The 18,382-nt window shown below is 59.2% G+C and carries 12 protein-coding genes; 4 read left to right on the plus strand and 8 right to left on the minus strand.

Annotated elements, in window-relative coordinates:
• Positions 1-335, plus strand: a 335-nt coding sequence (locus tag DX909_RS27630; protein ID WP_206513066.1) for a GDP-mannose 4,6-dehydratase, incomplete at its 5' end; no start/stop codon positions are given.
• Between the two features lie 431 nt (positions 336-766).
• Here DX909_RS27630 and DX909_RS27635 read toward each other — a convergent pair.
• From DX909_RS27635 to DX909_RS27645, 3 genes are all read right to left on the minus strand, one after another.
• Positions 767-2,812 carry a beta-L-arabinofuranosidase domain-containing protein gene (locus DX909_RS27635; RefSeq protein ID WP_229311229.1) on the minus strand — a complete coding sequence of 682 codons (2,046 nt, stop codon included), beginning with the start codon at positions 2,810-2,812 and terminating at the stop codon, positions 767-769.
• 12 nt (positions 2,813-2,824) lie between these two features.
• Positions 2,825-4,765 (minus strand): glycoside hydrolase family 2 protein, encoded by a 1,941-nt coding sequence (locus DX909_RS27640; RefSeq protein ID WP_128548495.1) that lies wholly within the window; start codon positions 4,763-4,765, stop codon positions 2,825-2,827.
• A 347-nt stretch (positions 4,766-5,112) separates the two neighbouring features.
• Entirely contained in the window at positions 5,113-6,738 is a 1,626-nt protein-coding gene (locus DX909_RS27645) for a carboxylesterase/lipase family protein (RefSeq protein ID WP_128548496.1), read from the minus strand.
• 118 nt (positions 6,739-6,856) lie between these two features.
• Between DX909_RS27645 and DX909_RS27650 the strand changes: the two genes are divergently transcribed.
• Positions 6,857-9,205 carry an efflux RND transporter permease subunit gene (locus tag DX909_RS27650; RefSeq protein ID WP_128548497.1) on the plus strand — a complete coding sequence of 783 codons (2,349 nt, stop codon included), beginning with the start codon at positions 6,857-6,859 and terminating at the stop codon, positions 9,203-9,205.
• A 3-nt stretch (positions 9,206-9,208) separates the two neighbouring features.
• Here DX909_RS27650 and DX909_RS27655 read toward each other — a convergent pair whose 3' ends face one another.
• Positions 9,209-9,511, minus strand: a complete 303-nt coding sequence (locus DX909_RS27655) for a DUF4286 family protein (protein ID WP_128548498.1) — start codon at positions 9,509-9,511, stop codon at positions 9,209-9,211.
• A 108-nt stretch (positions 9,512-9,619) separates the two neighbouring features.
• On the opposite strand from DX909_RS27655, the gene DX909_RS27660 reads away from it, so the two are divergent.
• The gene (locus DX909_RS27660) at positions 9,620-10,081 is read left to right on the plus strand and encodes a cytochrome B (protein ID WP_128548499.1); all 462 of its coding nucleotides are present in this window, start codon (positions 9,620-9,622) and stop codon (positions 10,079-10,081) included.
• Positions 10,082-10,133: 52 nt separating this feature from the next.
• Here DX909_RS27660 and DX909_RS27665 read toward each other — a convergent pair whose 3' ends face one another.
• From DX909_RS27665 to DX909_RS27675, 3 genes are all read right to left on the minus strand, one after another.
• Entirely contained in the window at positions 10,134-12,611 is a 2,478-nt protein-coding gene (locus DX909_RS27665; protein WP_128548500.1) for a TonB-dependent receptor domain-containing protein, read from the minus strand.
• 78 nt (positions 12,612-12,689) lie between these two features.
• On the minus strand, positions 12,690-14,294 hold the full coding sequence (locus tag DX909_RS27670; protein WP_164851433.1) for a sulfatase family protein: 1,605 nt from the start codon (positions 14,292-14,294) through the stop codon (positions 12,690-12,692).
• 100 nt (positions 14,295-14,394) lie between these two features.
• On the minus strand, positions 14,395-15,648 hold the full coding sequence (locus DX909_RS27675) for a glycoside hydrolase family 1 protein (protein ID WP_128548502.1): 1,254 nt from the start codon (positions 15,646-15,648) through the stop codon (positions 14,395-14,397).
• A gap of 211 nt (positions 15,649-15,859) precedes the next feature.
• On the opposite strand from DX909_RS27675, the gene DX909_RS27680 reads away from it, so the two are divergent.
• On the plus strand, positions 15,860-17,659 hold the full coding sequence (locus DX909_RS27680; protein WP_128548503.1) for an ABC transporter ATP-binding protein: 1,800 nt from the start codon (positions 15,860-15,862) through the stop codon (positions 17,657-17,659).
• Positions 17,660-17,708: 49 nt separating this feature from the next.
• On the opposite strand, the gene DX909_RS27685 is transcribed toward DX909_RS27680, so the two are convergent.
• Entirely contained in the window at positions 17,709-18,341 is a 633-nt protein-coding gene (locus tag DX909_RS27685) for a response regulator (RefSeq protein ID WP_229311230.1), read from the minus strand.
• Between the last annotated feature and the right edge of the window lie 41 nt (positions 18,342-18,382).

Here is an 18,382-nt window from a genome sequence, read left to right on the forward strand (position 1 = left end):
AATTTGTGCGGATGGCCTTTGCGGAGATTGGCGTCGAACTGGAGTTCAAGGGAGAAGGCGCGAAGGAAGTCGGCCTGATCGCCAAATCCACGAATCCGCAATTCCCGCTGGAAGCGGGCAAAGAAGTGGTCTGTATCGACGAGCGGTATTTCCGGCCGACGGAGGTGGACCTGCTGCTGGGCGACCCCACCAAAGCCATGACCAAACTGGGCTGGCAGCCTAAGTACGATCTGGCTGCGCTGGTGAAGGAGATGGTAGCGGCTGATGTTGAACTCTTTGAAAGGGATCAACTGCTGGAATCCAGCGGGCATCGCGTTCTCAATTACTTCGAATAAAAAAGACGCTTCCTAAAAAAACACCCGGACCTGGCGAAGAAAGTGTCCGGGTGTTTTATAAATTTCCTTTTAAAAATCCTGATTTAATTCGTAAATAACCAAAAATACGGACCGTACTGGCATACACTTTGCACTGATTTCTTCATCAGAAGCGTTAAATAGTGTGAAACCTAAATCAGGACGTGTTATGGTTACGAATCACATCCGGTCTGTTGAGAAGAAACAGCATGTAGCTCCAATGGCGAAAGAGAAGAAACGGCCTTATCGGTTGAACGTTCCTAAAGCTCTTATCTGGGCGGTCATTCTGCTTATCGGAATGGGATTTGCCGTTCTCTGGTACTACGTCATTGTCAGTGTAGCCAATCTGTTTTGACTTCCTGAACTTCTGTAACCTCCTCCTTCTCAGCCCCTTCTCTAACCGACCCCCTCTCTTATTTAACCACCGGAAAGGCAACGATTCTGAGCTTCGTGCAGCCGTACGGTATAAAGGTCAACGGCTCCTCCTTCTGCTCAACCTCTCCAAGATAAACGCCTTCCCGTGTCGTCACCGGCTGACGGGCAACGCCTTCCACCACCTGCCAGGCCGGGATTTTTTTCCCCACCGTCCGAATGATCACCGGAGCATTCGCTTCGTTCCAGACGAACGTATCGTCCCTAATCGGCTTCATTTCTACCTGCGTACCGGCTACGGGGTTCTCGATGACTTTCTTCGGCAACCCATAGTTCCAGTTGCTTTTCGGGCGGTATTCAAAATAGGTTCCCTCTTTGGGATGCTCCTTCTTTGAGACCTCGGCCTCGATCTTCAGGGCATACACCAGCGGCCCCCGTTCCAGGGTCCGGGAGTTTCTCGCCCAGTTGCTGGTTTTCACCTCTGCCGGCAGTTGCAGGGTCAGTTCGTCGCCCGGCTTCCAGGTCCGGTTTAGCGTAATGACCTGCCCGCCCCTGTCGGAACGCAGCCGGGAACCGTTCAGCAGCACCGTTGCCTCCCGGCACCAGCCCGGAATTCGAAGCGAAAGCGAAAAGGCAGCCGCCTTCTGTCCATTGATCCGGAAGCTTACGGTTTCTTCAAAGGGGTAATTCGTCCGTTCCTCGATCGTCACCTCTCTCCCGCCGGATAAACTGACTTTCAATGTATTAGGGGCGTATTCCAGAGCGGCCAGACCGCCGTCGGCCGTGGCATACCAGAGGTGATTCGCAAACTTGGTCCAGCCCTGGTGCATGTTGGCCGTGCAGCAGGTATAGCCTGCGTATGGCCCGAACACGTTGGTCATTCCCTCCTGAAAAGGCAGTGAGAAATCAAAGACGCCCCGCGTTACCTGCACCTGATTGGCGATCTGAAAATACTGTCGGGATACGTAATCTTCCGTCGACTGCGTCGGCATGGCATTGTACGTCATCCGCTCCAGTGCATCCATGTATTCCACCTCCCCGGTAATCCCGATGGCCTCCTCCAGCGAGAACATGGTTTCCACGATCGCGCAGAGTTCTACCCCCTGTGTCGGCTCGTTTCCGTGCAGGTCTTCGTCACCCGAAAACATGCCGTGGGGCAACCCGTGGAGTGTCATCAAATCAGAGAAACCAGTTCGGAAGGCGTTCAGGAGAGCCGGGTCCTTCTTCCCCTGATATTGCTCAACGGGTAATTTCAGCCCCATTCCGACATTGACGGCGTGGCGGTCCATCCACTTTGCACCGGTCTGGTTAACGGCCGCCATGATGGCCCAGTTGCGTCCACCGAAGTATTGAGTCCAGGGAGTCGTCTGCTCCGAAAGCAGGCCGGCCAGCTCCAGCAGGGCCTTGTCGCCGGTCTGATTATAGAGCCAGTACACCGACATCAGGTTGTCGCCACCCCGGGCGGTGGCCCATTCGGTCCACTTGCCCAGCGGGCAGGTTTTCAGGCTCGCCAGCTGGTAATGGAAGTAGTGGGTCATGAACGGAATGACCCGTTTGTCGCCCGTAGCGGTGTAATATTGCTGGAGGACTTTCAGCATAACCATGCGGGGCCACCAGTCCTCTCCGTCGGCGCAGGATTCCATTTTCCCTTTGGTGCGCTCGGCTTTGGTCAGCGGGCCGAAAAAGCCGTTCGGGCGCTGGTGGTCCAGACTCCAGTCGACATACTTCTTCACCTTTTCCTTCAGCCCGGCATCATCGAGGAGCCAGGCCAGCGGCAGAGCGCCGTCGAGCCAGTAAGGGGTTTCCTCCCAGCCGTCGCCCGGGCCGCCCAGCCAGCCGTTGTCGTTTTTGATTTTCGGATAATACTCGTCGAGGTGGCCGGTCGGACCGTCGCGCATGACCTGCAACTGCTTACGAAGCCACCCCTGGGGCCGGATCGCGCCCAGCGGGAGGTCATGGTATTTCCGGGGCGCCAGCGGAGCGCGGGTTGTGGTGAACGTCGGTGTCTGGGCCGGCAGGGCGCTTCCCGCCAGCAGCAGACCGGCCAGCACCGGCAGCGCCGGTTTCAGGGTCCTCATTCGGATCATACGGTCGGGGGGTCAGGGTTGTTTCAGCAGGGGCGCGTGAATTTCCCGCAGGGTCTCGATCGGTATTTTGATGATTTCGCGGTCGTAGGTCAGCAGGCCGTTCACCTCCCCTTCCACGTCGGTGGTCTGGGTATAAACGGCCGCCGAAACACCGAGTTTGCGGTACATCTCGGCCATCTTCGCGTATTTGGTCCGGTAGGCTTTGATCACCGTCTCCCGGTCCTGATAGGTCTGGTAGCCCCAGTTCCGGTTATTCGGGTTCCAGAGGTGGCCGGCGATGGGCCAGCCGATGCCGCCGAACTCCCCGACCACGATGGCCCGGTTGTTCTTCGGGGCCGGTTCCCGCGGGACTTCCTCGTAGGTATGAATATCGTAGAAATCGCCGGCGCCCAGATCCGACCAGCCGCTGGCCGCATTGACCAGCCGGCTGGGGTCCAGTGCCTTCACCCAGGCCGCCAGCCGAACGTTGTCGTACTGGCCCCAGCCTTCGTTATGCACGACCCAGGTTACGATGCTGGGGTGGTTATGCAGCCGGTTCATCATCCGACGCAGTTCCAGCTCAAACTGTTCCTTGCCCTTCGACCGGCGCAGGGGTTCGACCACCTCGCTGGGCGACATCGTCTGCCCTTCCAGAAAACCGGAGGGCATGTCCTGCCAGACCAGCAGCCCCAGCCGGTCGCAGTGATAGTAATACCGGGCCGGTTCCACCTTGATGTGTTTCCGGAGCATATTGAACCCCGCTTTTTTCAGGAAATCGATCTCGAACACCATGGCTTCATCCGAAGGCGGAGTCAGCAGGCCGCCGGGCCACCACCCCTGATCAAGCGGGCCGTTCTGAAAAACCGGCTTGTTGTTGAGGAGCAGCATCGGCTGGCTGCCGGCATGCCCCGGCCCGATCGAGATCCCACGCATGGCAAAATAACTCGTCACGACGTCGATCGGGCTGCCCGACACCTCGGCTCCCGCGTAGGCGGCACGTTCGGCCGGGTTGTGCCGCGGGCGGTTTCGGTTTTCGGTCCCGGCAAACGGGTCTTTCACGTTGACCAGTTCAACTTTCAGGTTATACAGGAAGGGACGGTCGGGCGTCCATAGCTTCGGGTTCGGAATGGGAAGGTAGCCCCCGCGCCCCGCCCGAAGCTGGGTGGTCGCAACGGCGGTATTCCCGTCCAGCGCGGTCAGCCGCACGGCCGTCGTCGGGTTAGTGATCGGCCGGTTGGTCAGCACCTCCACCCGCAGCCGGCTGCTGTCGAGGTCGGGGGTCAGCCGGACTTCTTCGATGTAGTTGGGATTGGCTACCGGTTCGAGCCAGACGCTCTGCCAGATGCCCGAAACCGGCGTATACCAGATGCCGTTGGGTTTCAGGTCCTGTTTGCCGCGGGGCTGTTCGCCCTCGGTGGTCGGGTCCAGAACGCCCAGCACCAGCTCGTTCGCGCCGGACTTCAGGAAGTCGGTAATGTCGAATTCGAACGGATCGGAGCCGCCGGTATGCGACCCCACCAGCCCGCCGTTGACCCATAGGCTGCACTCATAATCGACGGCGCCGAAATGGAGCAGGACCCGCCGGCCGTTCCACTGGGCCGGAATCGACACCTGTCTCCGGTACCAGAGCCGCTGGTCGGGTTTGAGCGGCTTCCCGACCCGCGAAAGGGCAGATTCGACGCAGAACGGCACCAGAATCTGCCCGTCGAAGCGGCTGGGTGCCGGGGCGGTTTTCGGCAGAATGGCATAGTCCCACATTCCGTTCAGATTCTGCCAGTCCGGCCGGGTCATTTCAGGGCGGGGATATTCCCGCCAGGCATTTTCGGGGGTAACCTGTCTTTCAAATCGGCTGAGGATGGCGGCCGTCGGGGCCTGCGCCACTGCGAAATGTACGGCGAAGGTGCCCGCGAGCACACAGCCTGCTGCCCAAAGGCCAATTTTCCGGGCCACACGGCGGAGGACGGATCGTTTCATAGTAGGTAAGGGTTCTGTTCGAATAAATGAAAAACGGACCCGAATCTACTGAAAGGATTTTACAACTTTGACCACCCCCCAACCCCCTCCTTAGCAAGGAGGGGGTGGCTTCGCCTTTTTATCATCCCGAGGAACGAGGGATCTGATGCCTGGGTACTCCAGGGAATGAGAAATTCAGCCCCAGGATCCCTCCTGCGTCGGGATGACAAAGAAAACCACCCCCCGGCCGGAGCGCCGGTCCGACCCCTCCTTGGTAAGGAGGGGGTGGCTTCGCCGGATTCAAAACGGGCAGCGCACTCCCCCTCCTTACCAAGGAGGGGGTTGGGGGGTGGTCCTGCGTGCGGAAATTACTGCTTCGTACTGGCCTGATCGATCAGCACATACCGCCCGCGGTGGTTGTCCGGCTGGGCTTTGGTGTTCACATCGATATGCTGAACCTGATAATTATTGGCGGCATTGGACGCCGGCCAGTTGGGCAAACCGGAGCCGTTGGGATTTCCGGTTTTGATAAAGTTGGCGAAGTAGTTCTGCATCACCTCCGACACCTTGTAGTCTTCCGGCGTCCAGGCATACACCTTGTTGGTCGAGAGGTTACCCATCGCGTATTCGATTTCGGCGGAGTGGACGGCCCCTTTGGCTTTGGGCGGTTTCGGGGCGTTCGGGTCGTTGCTGCGGATAACGCCCCCGGCCAGCCCAGGGGTGGCATTACCCATTTCCGGCGTCATGTCCGGGCGGGGGCGGGTATAGAAATACCGATACACGGGCTTGTTACCGCCGGTGCGGATGTGAAGGTCGCCCCACTTCCAGGTGCTGTAGCCGATGAACCGGTCGCTCGCCAGATCGGTGGCCGCCTGCATGATCTCCTCCTCGGAACTGCCCGCATATTGCTTCAGAACCTCCTCGGCGCGGGTGCCGTACAGTTTCTGAACCGCTTTGGCAAAATTCTCCGCAGTGGGGGCGTCCTGGCCGAGAACACCCCGGTACGAACCTTCTTCGGAGTTCCAGCCCAGCAGCAGCGGCACTTTTGCCTGCTCGCCGGCTTCGAAGATGGCTAACGGCGCTTTCGGAAAGAAATACCCGTCGACGGCGATGGGGAACCGGGCCGCCCCGGGTTTGGCCGTGGCTTCCAGAATCTGAGTGGCGGGCATGGCCCGCAGTTCGGCCAGCGATTTGGCCCCGATGCCGGCGGCAAACTGCTCACCCACCTTCTCGGCCTCCGCCAGCGGAACCGGCGTCAGCGTGCCCATCACGGAACCGCTCTCTCCGATGGCCCCGGCAATCAGGTTCCGGGCCAGCGGAGACGCCATCTGGGCGCTGACGGCCATCGAACCGGCCGACTCGCCCGCGATAGTTACCTTTTTCGGGTCACCGCCGAAGGCCGTGATGTTCTTCTGCACCCAGCGGAGGGCCTCACTCTGATCCATCAGACCGTAATTCCCCGACGCCTTGTTGGGCGACTCCTTCGTCAGTTCGGGGTGGGCCATGAATCCGAAAACCGTCAGGCGGTAGTTGACCGTCACGGCCACGATGCCCTTGCGGGCCATGCTCTCCCCGTCGTAACGGGGTTCGGAGCCGTCACCGGCGACAAAGCCGCCCCCGTAAAAATAAACCAGCACCGGCAAACGTTCCTTTTCCGATTTGGCCGGCGTCCAGACGTTCAGATAAAGGCAGTCTTCGCTGACGCCGTCCGACCGGAAATTCATATCCCCGAAGATAGGACGCTGCATGGCGCGGGGACCAAACTTGTCGGCTTTGCGGACGCCCGTCCAGTTCTTCACGGGCTGAGGCTCCCGCCAGCGCAGGTCACCAACGGGCGGCTGGGCAAACGGAACGCCCTTGAACGATCGGATACCGCTCGGCTCCTGGATGCCCTCCAGCGTTCCGTTAGTGGTTTTTACCCGGGGTGCGTTCTGTGCGACCACGGTTTGGGCAGCCAGAGAAGCCGCCAGTAGTGTTATAAAAAGAGTTTTCATTGGAAAAGGTTTTAGGGAAAAAAAACGCCCCTATTGTCTCAATTTATTACAATAATAACCCGATAAATCCAGACCCGCAAGTTATTACTTACCTTGCACCAAACTATGGCCTGAGGGAATGTTCTGGCATCGCGTCTCCGCTTTTATTCTGAGGAACCGGGTTTTCCTGCTGGTCACCGTCGTCCTGGGAACGATCTTCATGGCTATCCGCTCGGGGCAGGCCCGGCTTTCTTACGAACCGGCTGACCTTCTGCCCGTCTCGGACCCCGATTTTGAGTCGTACGAATCCTTCCGAAGGCAGTATGGAGAAGACGGGAACGGGATGGTCATCGGGGTCGAAACCGCCGAAATGTATTCGCTGGAAACGTTCCGGGGCTGGTATGCGCTCCACCAGGAGATCCGACGGATCGGGGGCGTCCGGGAGGTGGTGTCCAATGCGGGGTTGTTCGGGATCGTCCGCGACGACAGCCTGCTGCGGCTCCGGTTCGAACCGCTGCTCACCCGTCCGCCCACCACCCAGGCCGAAGTCGACAGCCTGCGGGGGGCCATCGGGCGGCTTCCGTTTTATCAGGGGTTTATTTCCGGTGAAAACGGCCGGACTCACCTGATGGCCATCACTTTCGACCCCGACCGGCCGGACACCCCGGAACGGTTCGGGCTGGTGAGAATCATCCGGGAGCGGGCGAAGGCCTTCGAAAGCCGCTACGGTATTCCGGTGCATGAGTCCGGAATGACTTATATCCGCACCGAATTTACGGCCAGGGTCAGCCGGGAAATGGGGCTGATCCTGAGTCTGGCTGCGGGAGTGGCGAGCCTGACCCTGCTGCTTTTCTTCCGCTCGCCGGTGGTCCTGATCGGTGCGCTGCCGGTGGTCGGCGCCGGGGTGGTCTGGTCGCTGGGCTACATGGCCCTTCTCGGATATAAAATCACCCTCCTGACCGGCCTGATTCCTTCGCTGATCCTCCTCACCGGAGTGTCGAACTGCCTCATTCTGATCCACCAATACCAGGAGGAATTCGGGCGTTCGGGCCATAAGCTCCGGGCGCTCGGAGAGGCTGCCCGGAAGGCCGGAGAAACGACCTTTTTCACCAGTCTCACCATTTCTGTCGGATTTTTTGGCTTTCTATTCACCGGAAGCCCCCTGCTGACGGAATTCGGTCTGGTGACGGCTCTCGGCGTGATGACCACCTACCTGATCTGCCTGATCCTGCTTCCGATCGTTTTCAGTTACCTCCCCTCCCCGACCGACCACCGGCAAAACCACCTGAATGGCCGGTGCATCCGGCGGTTTCCGGAATGGGCCGATGGGCGGGTTCATCGCCGTCGAAAATCCATGTATGCCCTCGCCGGGCTTGCGGTAGTGGTAGCCGTGGTCGGTATGACCCGGATTACGGCCGTGGGCTATTTTACGGACGATCTTCCGGACAATGATCCTATTGCTGCCGACCTGAAATGGTTCGAAAAGAACTTCCGGGGGTTTATTCCGTTCGAGGTGTCCATCGATACGCGCCAGCCCGGCCGGGTGCTGACGCCCCAGGTGCTGAACAAAATCCGCCTGATCCAGCGTGAATTTGAGAAGTATCCGGAATTTACGCGGCCGCTGTCTGTGGTGGAGGCTCTGAAATTCATCTATCAGGGCTACCGGGGCGGAGACCCGAACGATTACGTGCTGCCGACGGCTCTGGATTGGGGCAAACTGGCAGTTTTCACCCCGCAGGGAATAGGGAAAGAAGACCGGTTTCGGGGCCTTCTCGACAGTACCCGGCGCTACACCCGCATCAGCTTCCGGATGCGCGACGTTGGATCGGTACGAACCGCCCGCCTGGTTCAGGAACTGGAGCCTAAAATCGACTCGATTTTCAACTTCGACCGGGAAACCGGCCGTCGGCTGAGCAACGGCGACATCATCGACGCCCGGCTGACCGGCAGCAGTCTGGTGTACGCCAGGGGCCGCGAGATCCTGCCCGACTACCTGCGAAAAAGCACCGCCTGCGCCCTGGTGCTGATGTCGGTCCTGATGGCCGTTCTCCTGCGCGATCTGCGCACCATCCTGATCGCCGTGCCGGCCGCCATCGTACCGCTCCTCTTCACGGCGGGGCTGACGGGATTCGCCGGGATTCCGCTTAAACCGTCCACCATCCCGATTTTCAGCCTCGCCTTCGGTCTGTCGGCCAGCGGTACGGTCTGTTTCATCACCCGTTACCGGGACGAACTTCGGAACCGGGGAGGGAACGTCCCGCAGGCGGTTTCGGACACCATCCGCCAGACCGGGGCCGGCATGGTCTATACCGCCCTCCTCCTGTCTGCCGGTTTCGCCCTCTTTACGGCTTCGGCCTTCCGGGGGACGGTGGCGCTGGGCATGCTGGTACCCATCGCCCTGCTGATGGGCCTGCTTTCCAACCTGATTCTGCTGCCGGCATTGCTGCTGTCGCTGAACAAGCGACGAAAGAAGGAGCTAAGCGTTTGAGAATCAAACTTCTTCCAGAAGGCTACGGAAGGATACGAAGCGGTCCGGATACCGTTCCAGCACTTTCTGCTGAAGCCCGGTGGAAAAGCGGTCCTGATACTGCACATAATCCTCCATCCTGCGGAAGGAATATTGAAAGGTGTAGGTGGTTCCGCCGTTGTCGACTTCCGTGAGCAGCCGCAGCACCTTGCTCGCCACGGGCAGGCCGGTCGCCATGACCTCGGGGACGTGTACTTCCTGCATCCACCCGAGCCACTCCTGTTCGACGGCCTTATCGATGTTGATCGTTACGTTGTAAAGGATCATTATTTCAGTTTTGGAGATAGTTTCTGCCGTGGGGAACACGCCTTTTTCGGGAAAAGTTAGCCGGAATGTTGTTTCTTTGCCACGGTTTAATTCCCAAAACTACTAACTATGCTCTACAATATACTTGTCCACGCCCACTCCGGCCTTCGATGGATCGTTCTGCTGCTGCTGCTGGCGGCCGTCATCACTTCCTTCCGGAAATGGCAGGCAAAGGACGACTACACGTCCGGCGACAATAAACTGTATCTGTTCACCCTCATCGCCACCCACACGCAGGTTCTGCTCGGCCTCATTCTGTATTTCATCAGCCCGAAAGTCCCGATTTTCGGGTCCGACATCGATTTCGGCACCATCATGAAAGAGACCCTCTACCGCTTCTATACGGTCGAGCACATCACGGGTATGCTGATCGCAGCCGTGCTGATCACCATCGGCCGGTCCCGGTCCCGGCGGATGGGCGGAGCCACCCAGAAACACCGCACGGTGTTCACCTTTTTCGCCCTCGGTCTGCTCATCATCCTTGTTTCGATTCCCTGGCCGTTCCGGATTCCGGGCGCGGGCTGGTTCTGAAAAATAGAATAAAAAAGGGGACGCGGCCGCGTCCCCTTTTTTACTTCAGACCCTACTGCCCCACCCGGTTCTGCTCATCCTCCAGGCTGGTCCGCCGGTTGCGGGCGGCTTTGACGTTGCGGTTTCCGAAGTTATAGCTGAAGTTGAGCCGCACCACCCGTGATTCGTAGAACGACCGGAACCGGATGTCCATGTTCTGGTAGGCGATACGGCCCCGGTTCTGGTTCGTGTAAAAGAGGTCACTGACGTTCAGCCGCAGCGTCGCCTTCTTCTCCCACAGACTTTTCTGCACCCCCAGGCTCACCTGCCCGAACCCCCTCATTTTGTTCAGCCCGTACACAAAGGGGGAATTGTACTGCCCGACCACTTCGGCCGAAAAGCCTTTCGGCAGGGTGAAGCTGTGGTTCGACATCAGGTTGGCCGAATAGCCGCTGTTGGTCAGCCGCTTCCCGAGATAGTCGGCATCATAGGCGTTGCGGAACAGGTTGACCGACTGCCGGGTGGTCCACCAGCGGGCCACCGTGACCGGAAAGCTCAGGTTCAGGTTTAGGTTCGTCAGCACGTCAAGGTTCAGCAGGGTGACTTTCGTGACCCGGGTCCGGTCGTTCTGCTCCGTCACGTCGGTGATGACGTCCGTCGTCCGGTTGAACCCGAAACTCAGCGTCGTTTCCCCCTTGTAGGTATAGCCGACCTGGAAGGCGTTCGTGTACTGCGGTTTCAGGTAGGGATTGCCCTGAAAGTAGGCATATGGGTCCATAACGTACACGAACGGGTTCAGATGCTGGTAGTTGGGCCGGTCGATCCGGCGGCTGAACGAATACTGAAGCTGGTGTTTGTCACTGAGCTTCTGGGTCAGAAAGACGCTGGGAAACAGATTGGTATAGCTCCGCTCCACGATTTTACTCAGCGTGATCGAATTTCCCGTCGACCGCGTCTGCTCCATCCGCAGACCGGCCTGAAGGGTCCAGCGTTTCCACTCCTGCCGTCCGTTGAGGTAGGCGGCATGGATGGTTTCTTCGTAGACGAAATGATTGGTCCGGCTGGAATCCGACTGCCAGGCCCCTTCGGTCCGGGTTTCGAACCGGACGTCGTTGTCGGAGGTCACGTAGCTGGTTTTCCAGCCGGCCTCCAGCCTGGCTTTTTTGCCCAGCGGATGTACATAGTCCAGTTTCCCGGCCCGAATGGTCACTTCTGAGGGCGACAGGCTCCGCTGCACCAGCGGGGGTCTCGACTCCGCCCCGGAAGCATGGAAACTGCGGGTAATCAGGTTGTCGGTCGGGTCGATCGTCACCTTCGAACCGTCGAGGTCGACGAGCAGTTCCCGGCCCTGACCGCCCCGTCGGGTGCTGTCGAACGTATGGCGATAATTCAGATTGGCGGCCAGCCGCTCCGAGGAACGCCGGGTCGCGTTGATCATGGTCTGGCTCGACAGCAGCACCCGGTCGGCCGTCAGCACCCGGTTGTCGTTGTTGATCCGGGCCCGGCTGTCGACGAGCAGGCCGTTCAGCAGCAGACCGAAGGTGTTGCGTTTCCCGGGTGTGAAATCGATGCCCGCCCGAAAGGTGTGTCCGTCGCTCCGGTTAGGCCGGTAGCCGGTTTGTTCCACGATGCTGCGGACGCCGTTATCGTTGAAACGGCGTTCCAGGTCGATCCCGCCATAGCCTTCGCGGTGGTCGTAGTTATAGTTTCCGTAGAGGTTCCAGGCCCCCCGCCGGGAATTCAGCGTCAGCCCGCCGTTGTATTTCGGAAAACGCCCGTACCCGGCCCCCAGCGTCAGAGAGCCGTTGGTGCCGTCCGAAGCCCGGCTGCTGCGTTTCAGCCGGATATTGATGATCCCGGAGGTTCCGGCCGCGTCGTACCGCGCGGAGGGGTTGCTGATGATTTCGATGGTTTCGACGCTGTTGCTGGGCGTACTGCGCAGCAGGTTCATCACTTCGGCGGCCGAGAGGTAGGTCGGTTTGCCGTCGATCATGACCAGCACCCCCTCCCGTCCTTTCAGACTCAGCCGGTCGTTCTGCTGATCAACCACCACCCCGGGCGCTTTTTCAAGCACTTCGAGGGCCGTTCCTCCGCTCGCCACGATGCTGTTTTCCACATTCAGCACCAGTTTGTCGGGCTGTTGCTCGATGAAGGGCTTCCGGCCGGTGACCTTCACTTCGCCGAGCTGCTTCGCATCTTCGGAAAGCACCAGCGAAGCCAGACGATGGTCTGGATGGGAGGCATTTAGGGAAAATACCGGGGAGAAAACCTTTTTGTAACCGACCAGTGAAGCGGCCACCCGGTATGTTCCCGAAGCCGCAGCCTCCAGCACATAGCGGCCGTCGACGTCACTGATCGCTCCTTTGACGAGGGAGGAGTCGGCGGCCTTCACCAGCATCAGCGTAGCGAACTGAACGGGCTTACCGGCCTCGCTGCGAACGTCGCCGGACACGGTTCCGCCGGACTGCGCCCGAACACCGAAGGGAATCAGCCCGGCGACCATGACCGGAAAAAGCGGATGGCGAAACCATCGGGAGTGTAGAAGTGTCATCGTATCTGTTGTTTTCTGATGACACAAAATTCCGCTCTTTCCGCTCACCCGGCAATCGCATGAAGATGTGAAAAACCGCTACTTATTGGTAGCGATCATGGTGGATTCTTCGCTGGGTTTGAAGCCGATCCGGGCGGCTTTGGTGGTGAGGTGGCTGGTTTTAGGCAGTCGGAAAGGCTGGGTGTACAGTCGCCACGGCCCCTCGTCGATCCGGTAGCCGATGGAAGCGCCGGGCGTGTTGCAGGTCAGGGTGATCAGGTATTCGGTGTCGGAAACGGCTTTCGTCTGAACGTCGGGAAGGGCGGTTTCGGGCTGGCGGTTGTTGGGCCAGAACAGCCGGATGAGGTCGCGCTCCTGCATAAAACCCTTATCCTGAACCTGCCGCACCCATTGCTGTTCGAGCCGGCGCAGCTGCTCCATCTGGGGCCGGTAGGCGGAATTACCGGCGAGGTTAGTCAGTTCGAACGGGTCCTTTTCAGTATCGTACAGTTCCTCCGCCGGTTTGGGTCCGAACCAGCGGCCGGTGATCTCCGGCAGTTGTCCCTTCTCCTGCAACCGCAGGATTTCCAGCATCATCGGCATTTGTTTCCGGTAAGCGAGATCCTGATAATACGGCCGGTCCGGCTGATAGTTCCGGATGTATTTGAACCGTTTGTCGCGGACGGCCCGGACGCAGTCATATTGTTCGTCCATACGGTCGCGGGCGGCAAAAATGTGTGTGCGGGGCGTTCTGGCCCGCTGATTTCCCAGAAAAGCCTGCCCCTGCATGTGTTTGGGAACCGGCACGCCGGCCAGCGACAATACCGTCGGGCCCAGATCGACGAAACTGTGCAGGTCGTCCTCCCAGGTGCCGGCGCCTTTGCGGTCGGGATAGCGGACGATGAAGGGCACATGCAGCCCCCGGTCGTACAATTCGCGTTTGTACCAGGCCTGACCGGAACCGTGGTCGCTGAAGAAGAAGATGATGGTTTTGTCGAGCAGACCGTCGGCTTCGAGCTGCTTCAGAATCACCCCCACCAGACTGTCCATCACCATGATGTTGTCGTAGTTGCGGGCGAGGTCTTTCCGGATGACGGTATTCTCCGGATAATACGGCGGCAGCCTGACCCTGGCCGGATCGACCCGCAGCGGCCGGGCGGCCCGCATCCAGATCTGGGATTCGTGGGTTACTTCGAGGTTGAAGACCGAAAAGAAGGGCTGTCCGGCGGCCCGGTTGCGCCAGTGGGCGGCTTTGCCGTTTTCATCCCAGGCCGAGAACGGTGCCGCAAACTGGTAGTCGGTTTTGCTGTTGTTGGTGCAGAAATAGCCGGCCGCCCTGAGGTATTCGGGGAAGCATTTGACGTCGGCCGGCGGCACGGTTTCATAGTCGATGAGGCCGTTTCCGACCCGCGACCCCTGTACCGTCCGCATGTGGTTGCTGCCGATTCCGTTCGGATACATGCCCGTGATGATGGCCGAACGGCTCGGCGCACAGACCCCGTTGGTCGAAAACATCCGCCGGTACCGGACGCCCTCCCGGGCCAGCCGGTCAATGTTCGGTGTCCGGATGGTGGAATCGCCGTAGGCGGGCAGGTGGGCGCTCATGTCCTCACAGGTGATCCAGAGGACGTTGGGGCGGGTTTGGGCAGGCACCTGGTGCAGAACCGCAAGCAGGCCCCAGAGGATCGGCAGGATTCGGGTCATTCTCATGTACTTCAGGGTCAGGGCGGGACGAAACCCGGCGACAAGGCCACGGAAGATACACGAAGGCCGGTTCAAATCAGGCGTGAACGATAAGAAAATATCACAAACGCACCCGGGCGTTGAGCGAAATCTGGGCCGGACCGGCTTTCTCTTTGGCCAGGGCGATCCGTTTCTGGGCCTCGCGCAGCTCGTGGGCGTAGGGCTGGTTCAGCACCCGTCGGTATGGCTGTTGGGTGGGAATGCCCGCGTCGTCGAGTTCGGCGTCCCACAGACCGGAGCGATGCCAGGGCGTCAGGTGGTCCCAGTCCGGCCGGTCGATGATCGGGTACAGGCAGATGCCCCAGAGCGGAATCCCGCGCTCGATGACGGCCGCGCTTTCCCTGGAAACGAATTTGATCCAGCCCGGCCGGTCTTCGCCGGGATGGCTCGTTTCCGACAGCACCATCGGCCGGCCGTAGCGGTGATACGTCTCCAGGAACAGTTCCCGGAGCGGGCGCCAGCGGGGGTCCAGATCCTCGTTGGCCCAGCGCAGAAACTGGCCCGTGCCCACCACCCACTGGTTGTTGTAATAATAGTTCAGCCCGATGATGTCTAGGTATTCCGGCTTTCCGCCCAGTTCGGGGCACATGCGGCCGCAGAGCATATCGGTGGCCTGATACTGGTCCTGGTGGGCACGGGCCGCCTGGGCGATCTGCTCCGGGTCGGCCTCCAGGGTCGGCACCATATTGACCAGCGGCTCGGTGGTCATGATCCGGACGCCGGGGTCGATCTCCCGGAGCGCGGCCACGCCTTCGATATACGCCCGCATCAGACCGTATTTCACCTCCCAGCCATTGTTGATGCAATAGGGCGACGTGCCGCGGGCATCCCCGCCCAGCCATGACAGAAAACTGACTTCATTGATCGGCGTCACGATCAGGATTCCGTCGGGGACGAGGGATCGGTAAAACCGGATAAATTCGCGGCAGAGGGCGGCAAACCGGCGGGCAAACAGCGGGTGGAGCGGACTCAGGTCGTCCGGAAACCCGAAATGACACAGGTCCCACACCTGCTGCACTCCGCCGGCCTGACCGCGCCGGATCATCCCGGCTACGGGCTGCCAATCGTATTCATACGGTTTTTTTTCGACCCGGCTCCACCGGATGCCTTCCCGGACCGTCCGGATGTTGAACTGCTGGATGTCCTGATAATCAGCGTCGATGTGTTCGAGGTGTCCGGTCACTTCCAGAAAATCGACCCGATTGCCCCAGGCGTTGAGTTTATCGGTGCATTCATACCCCGCCATCCAGAAGGTTTGGAACGGATTTTGAAGGGAAGAAGATGAAAGAGTACCTGAATCGTTCCTGGCTTGCATGGAATGATGGGTTGATATCCGGTAAATGTAGGAAAGAAGCAAAAGGCCTAATCTCTCTTCCGGAAAAAGGTAGCGAACGGCCCCAACCCGACTCAAAAGAATTTTCCCGTTTTTTTCTCAATATGATCGTTTCAACGTGGTGAAAGAATCTTTTTTTCTCTCAATTTGTATTACCGGATCAATACTTTATCAATAACCGTAACTTAAATAAATGCAAAATCCCTACCTGGCTCTGCTCCGCACGGCCTGGCAATATGCACGACAGGAAAAAGGTCGATATGTGCTGGTGTATGCCCTGTTCGTGCTGGCGAACGTCGTAGGGGCTCTCCATCCCCTCTGGTTCGGCTGGTTTATCGATTCCATTCAACGAAAAGGGGCCGAAGTGCCGACCATCGCCATCTGGTATGCCGGTGGTTTCATGGGATTGAAAGTGCTCGAATGGTGCTTTCACGGCCCGGCCCGGGTCATGGAGCGGGAGCTGGCCTTCAACGTGAGCCGTAACTTCCTGACCGAGCTGTACCACCAGACGGTCCATCTGCCGGTCAGCTGGCACAAGGACCACCACAGCGGGGCTACCATCAACCGGATCCGGAAGGCCTACGAAGCCCTGAAAAACTTTTTCCAGAGCGGTTTTACCTACCTCCACACCATCATGAAATGCCTGTTCTCCTTCGGGGCCATGGTGTATTTCTCACCGGTGTTCGGGCTGGTCGGCGTAATGCTCGGCGCCCTGACGGTATATGTCATCCTGCGGTTCGACAAGCCGTTCATCAAGGCCGTCGACGAAACCAACGAGCGGGAGCATGAAGCTTCCTCCACCCTCTTCGACAGCCTTTCCAACATCATCACCGTGATTACACTGCGGCTGGAGAAGCAGATGGAAGTCAGCATGCTGGGCAAAATTATGGCCGTATTCCCGCCCTTCCGCCGGAATATCCGGATCAACGAGTGGAAGTGGTTCGTAGCCAGTATGCTGATCGCGCTCATCTATGTGGTCGTGACGCTGGGTTACATCTACCAGCACTACACCTCCGGGGCGGTATTTTTCGTCGGCGGGCTGGTGACGCTGCTCGGCTTCATCAACCAGTTTACCAGCGTCTTTACCGACGTGGCCTACCAGTACACGCAGATCGTGCAGTATAACACGGACGTGCAGACGGCCCGGGGCATCGGCGAGGCTTTTGCCCGCAAACATCAGCCCGACACCGTCGAATCGCTGACCGACACCTGGCATACCATCGAGATCAGCCACCTGAATTTCACCCACCCGCAGTCGGCGGTGAAATCGCTCTTCGACGACCGGGGTAAACGGCCCAGCCTGCGCGACCTGAGCATCCGCATCGAGCGGGGCCAGCGGATTGCCTTCATCGGCGAAAGCGGAAGCGGAAAAAGCACTCTGCTGACGCTCCTGCGCGGTCTGTATGCTCCGGAAGCCGGTCTGAAACTGAATGTCGATGGGGAAGAATACGGTGACCTGAGCCTGCTGGCCGATTCGGTGACGCTGATGCCGCAGGAGCCGGAGATTTTTGAGAATACCATCGGGTACAACATCACCCTGGGCCTGCCGTTCGACGAAGCGGACATCATGAACGCGTGTGAAACCGCCCGCTTCGCCGACATCGTCCGGCACCTGCCGCAGGGCCTCGACACGGCCATTCAGGAGAAGGGCGTCAACCTGTCCGGCGGGCAGAAACAGCGGCTGGCGCTGGCGCGCGGCATCCTGGCGGCCCAGACAAGCGAAATCATCCTGCTCGACGAACCGACCAGTTCGGTCGATCCCAAGACGGAGTTCGAGATCTACCACAACCTGCTGAACGCCTTCAAAGACAAGGCCGTCATTTCGACCCTGCACCGGCTCCATCTGCTGACGATGTTCGACCACATTTACATCCTGCGCGACGGGCGGGTGGTGGATCAGGGCAGCTTCGTGGATCTGCGTCGCCGGAGCCCGATCTTTCAGGAAATGTGGAAACACCAGAAAGAACAGACCGAAGAGACGCTGGAAGTTTGACCTCCAGCGAAATAGAAATCAAAAGCCGGCCCGCCAGCCGGCTTTTTTGTTAAACTAGCCCCTCGCGCATGGCTTTCAGGATGGCTTCGGTTTTGGAGTTGACCTGGAGCTTATCGTAGATGTGCCGGATGTGCGAACGAACGGTGTCGATGCTGATGTGGAGGTCGTCGGCGATGAGTTTGTAACTATACCCTGAAACCAGCCCTTTGATGATGTCCAGTTCGCGGGGCGAAAGGTTATAGTCGCCGGTGCGGACGGCCTTCTGCTGCTGAAAGAACTGGAGCACCTTCCGGGCGATGTTGGCCGTCATCGGCGATCCGCCCCGGTGAATGTCGAAAATGGCCGCCACGATTTCGGAAGGGGGCGTATGCTTCAGCAAATACCCGCTCGCACCGTTTCGGATCGCCTGGAAAATTTTGTCCTCGTCGTCGAACACCGTCAGCATCAGCACCTGCGTCCGCGGGGATACCCCCTTGACGACGGGCACGGCATCGATACCGCTCAGGCCGGGCAGGTCGATGTCCATCAGCACCACGTCGGGCTGCAACTCTCCGATTTCCTGCCGGATCCGGCTGCAATCGGCGAAAGTTCCCACCAGTTCCAGGCCGGGGGTGGCCTGAAGCAGAAAGGCAATGCCTTCCCTCAGGTTCGTATTATCCTCGTAATGAACGATATTGATCATTTCCTCCATGACAGGTTTCCTGCGGCTCCGTCTTTGACCGA

Origin of the sequence: Larkinella soli, assembly GCF_003703975.1 — a bacterium.
Lineage (GTDB): Bacteria > Bacteroidota > Bacteroidia > Cytophagales > Spirosomataceae > Larkinella > Larkinella soli.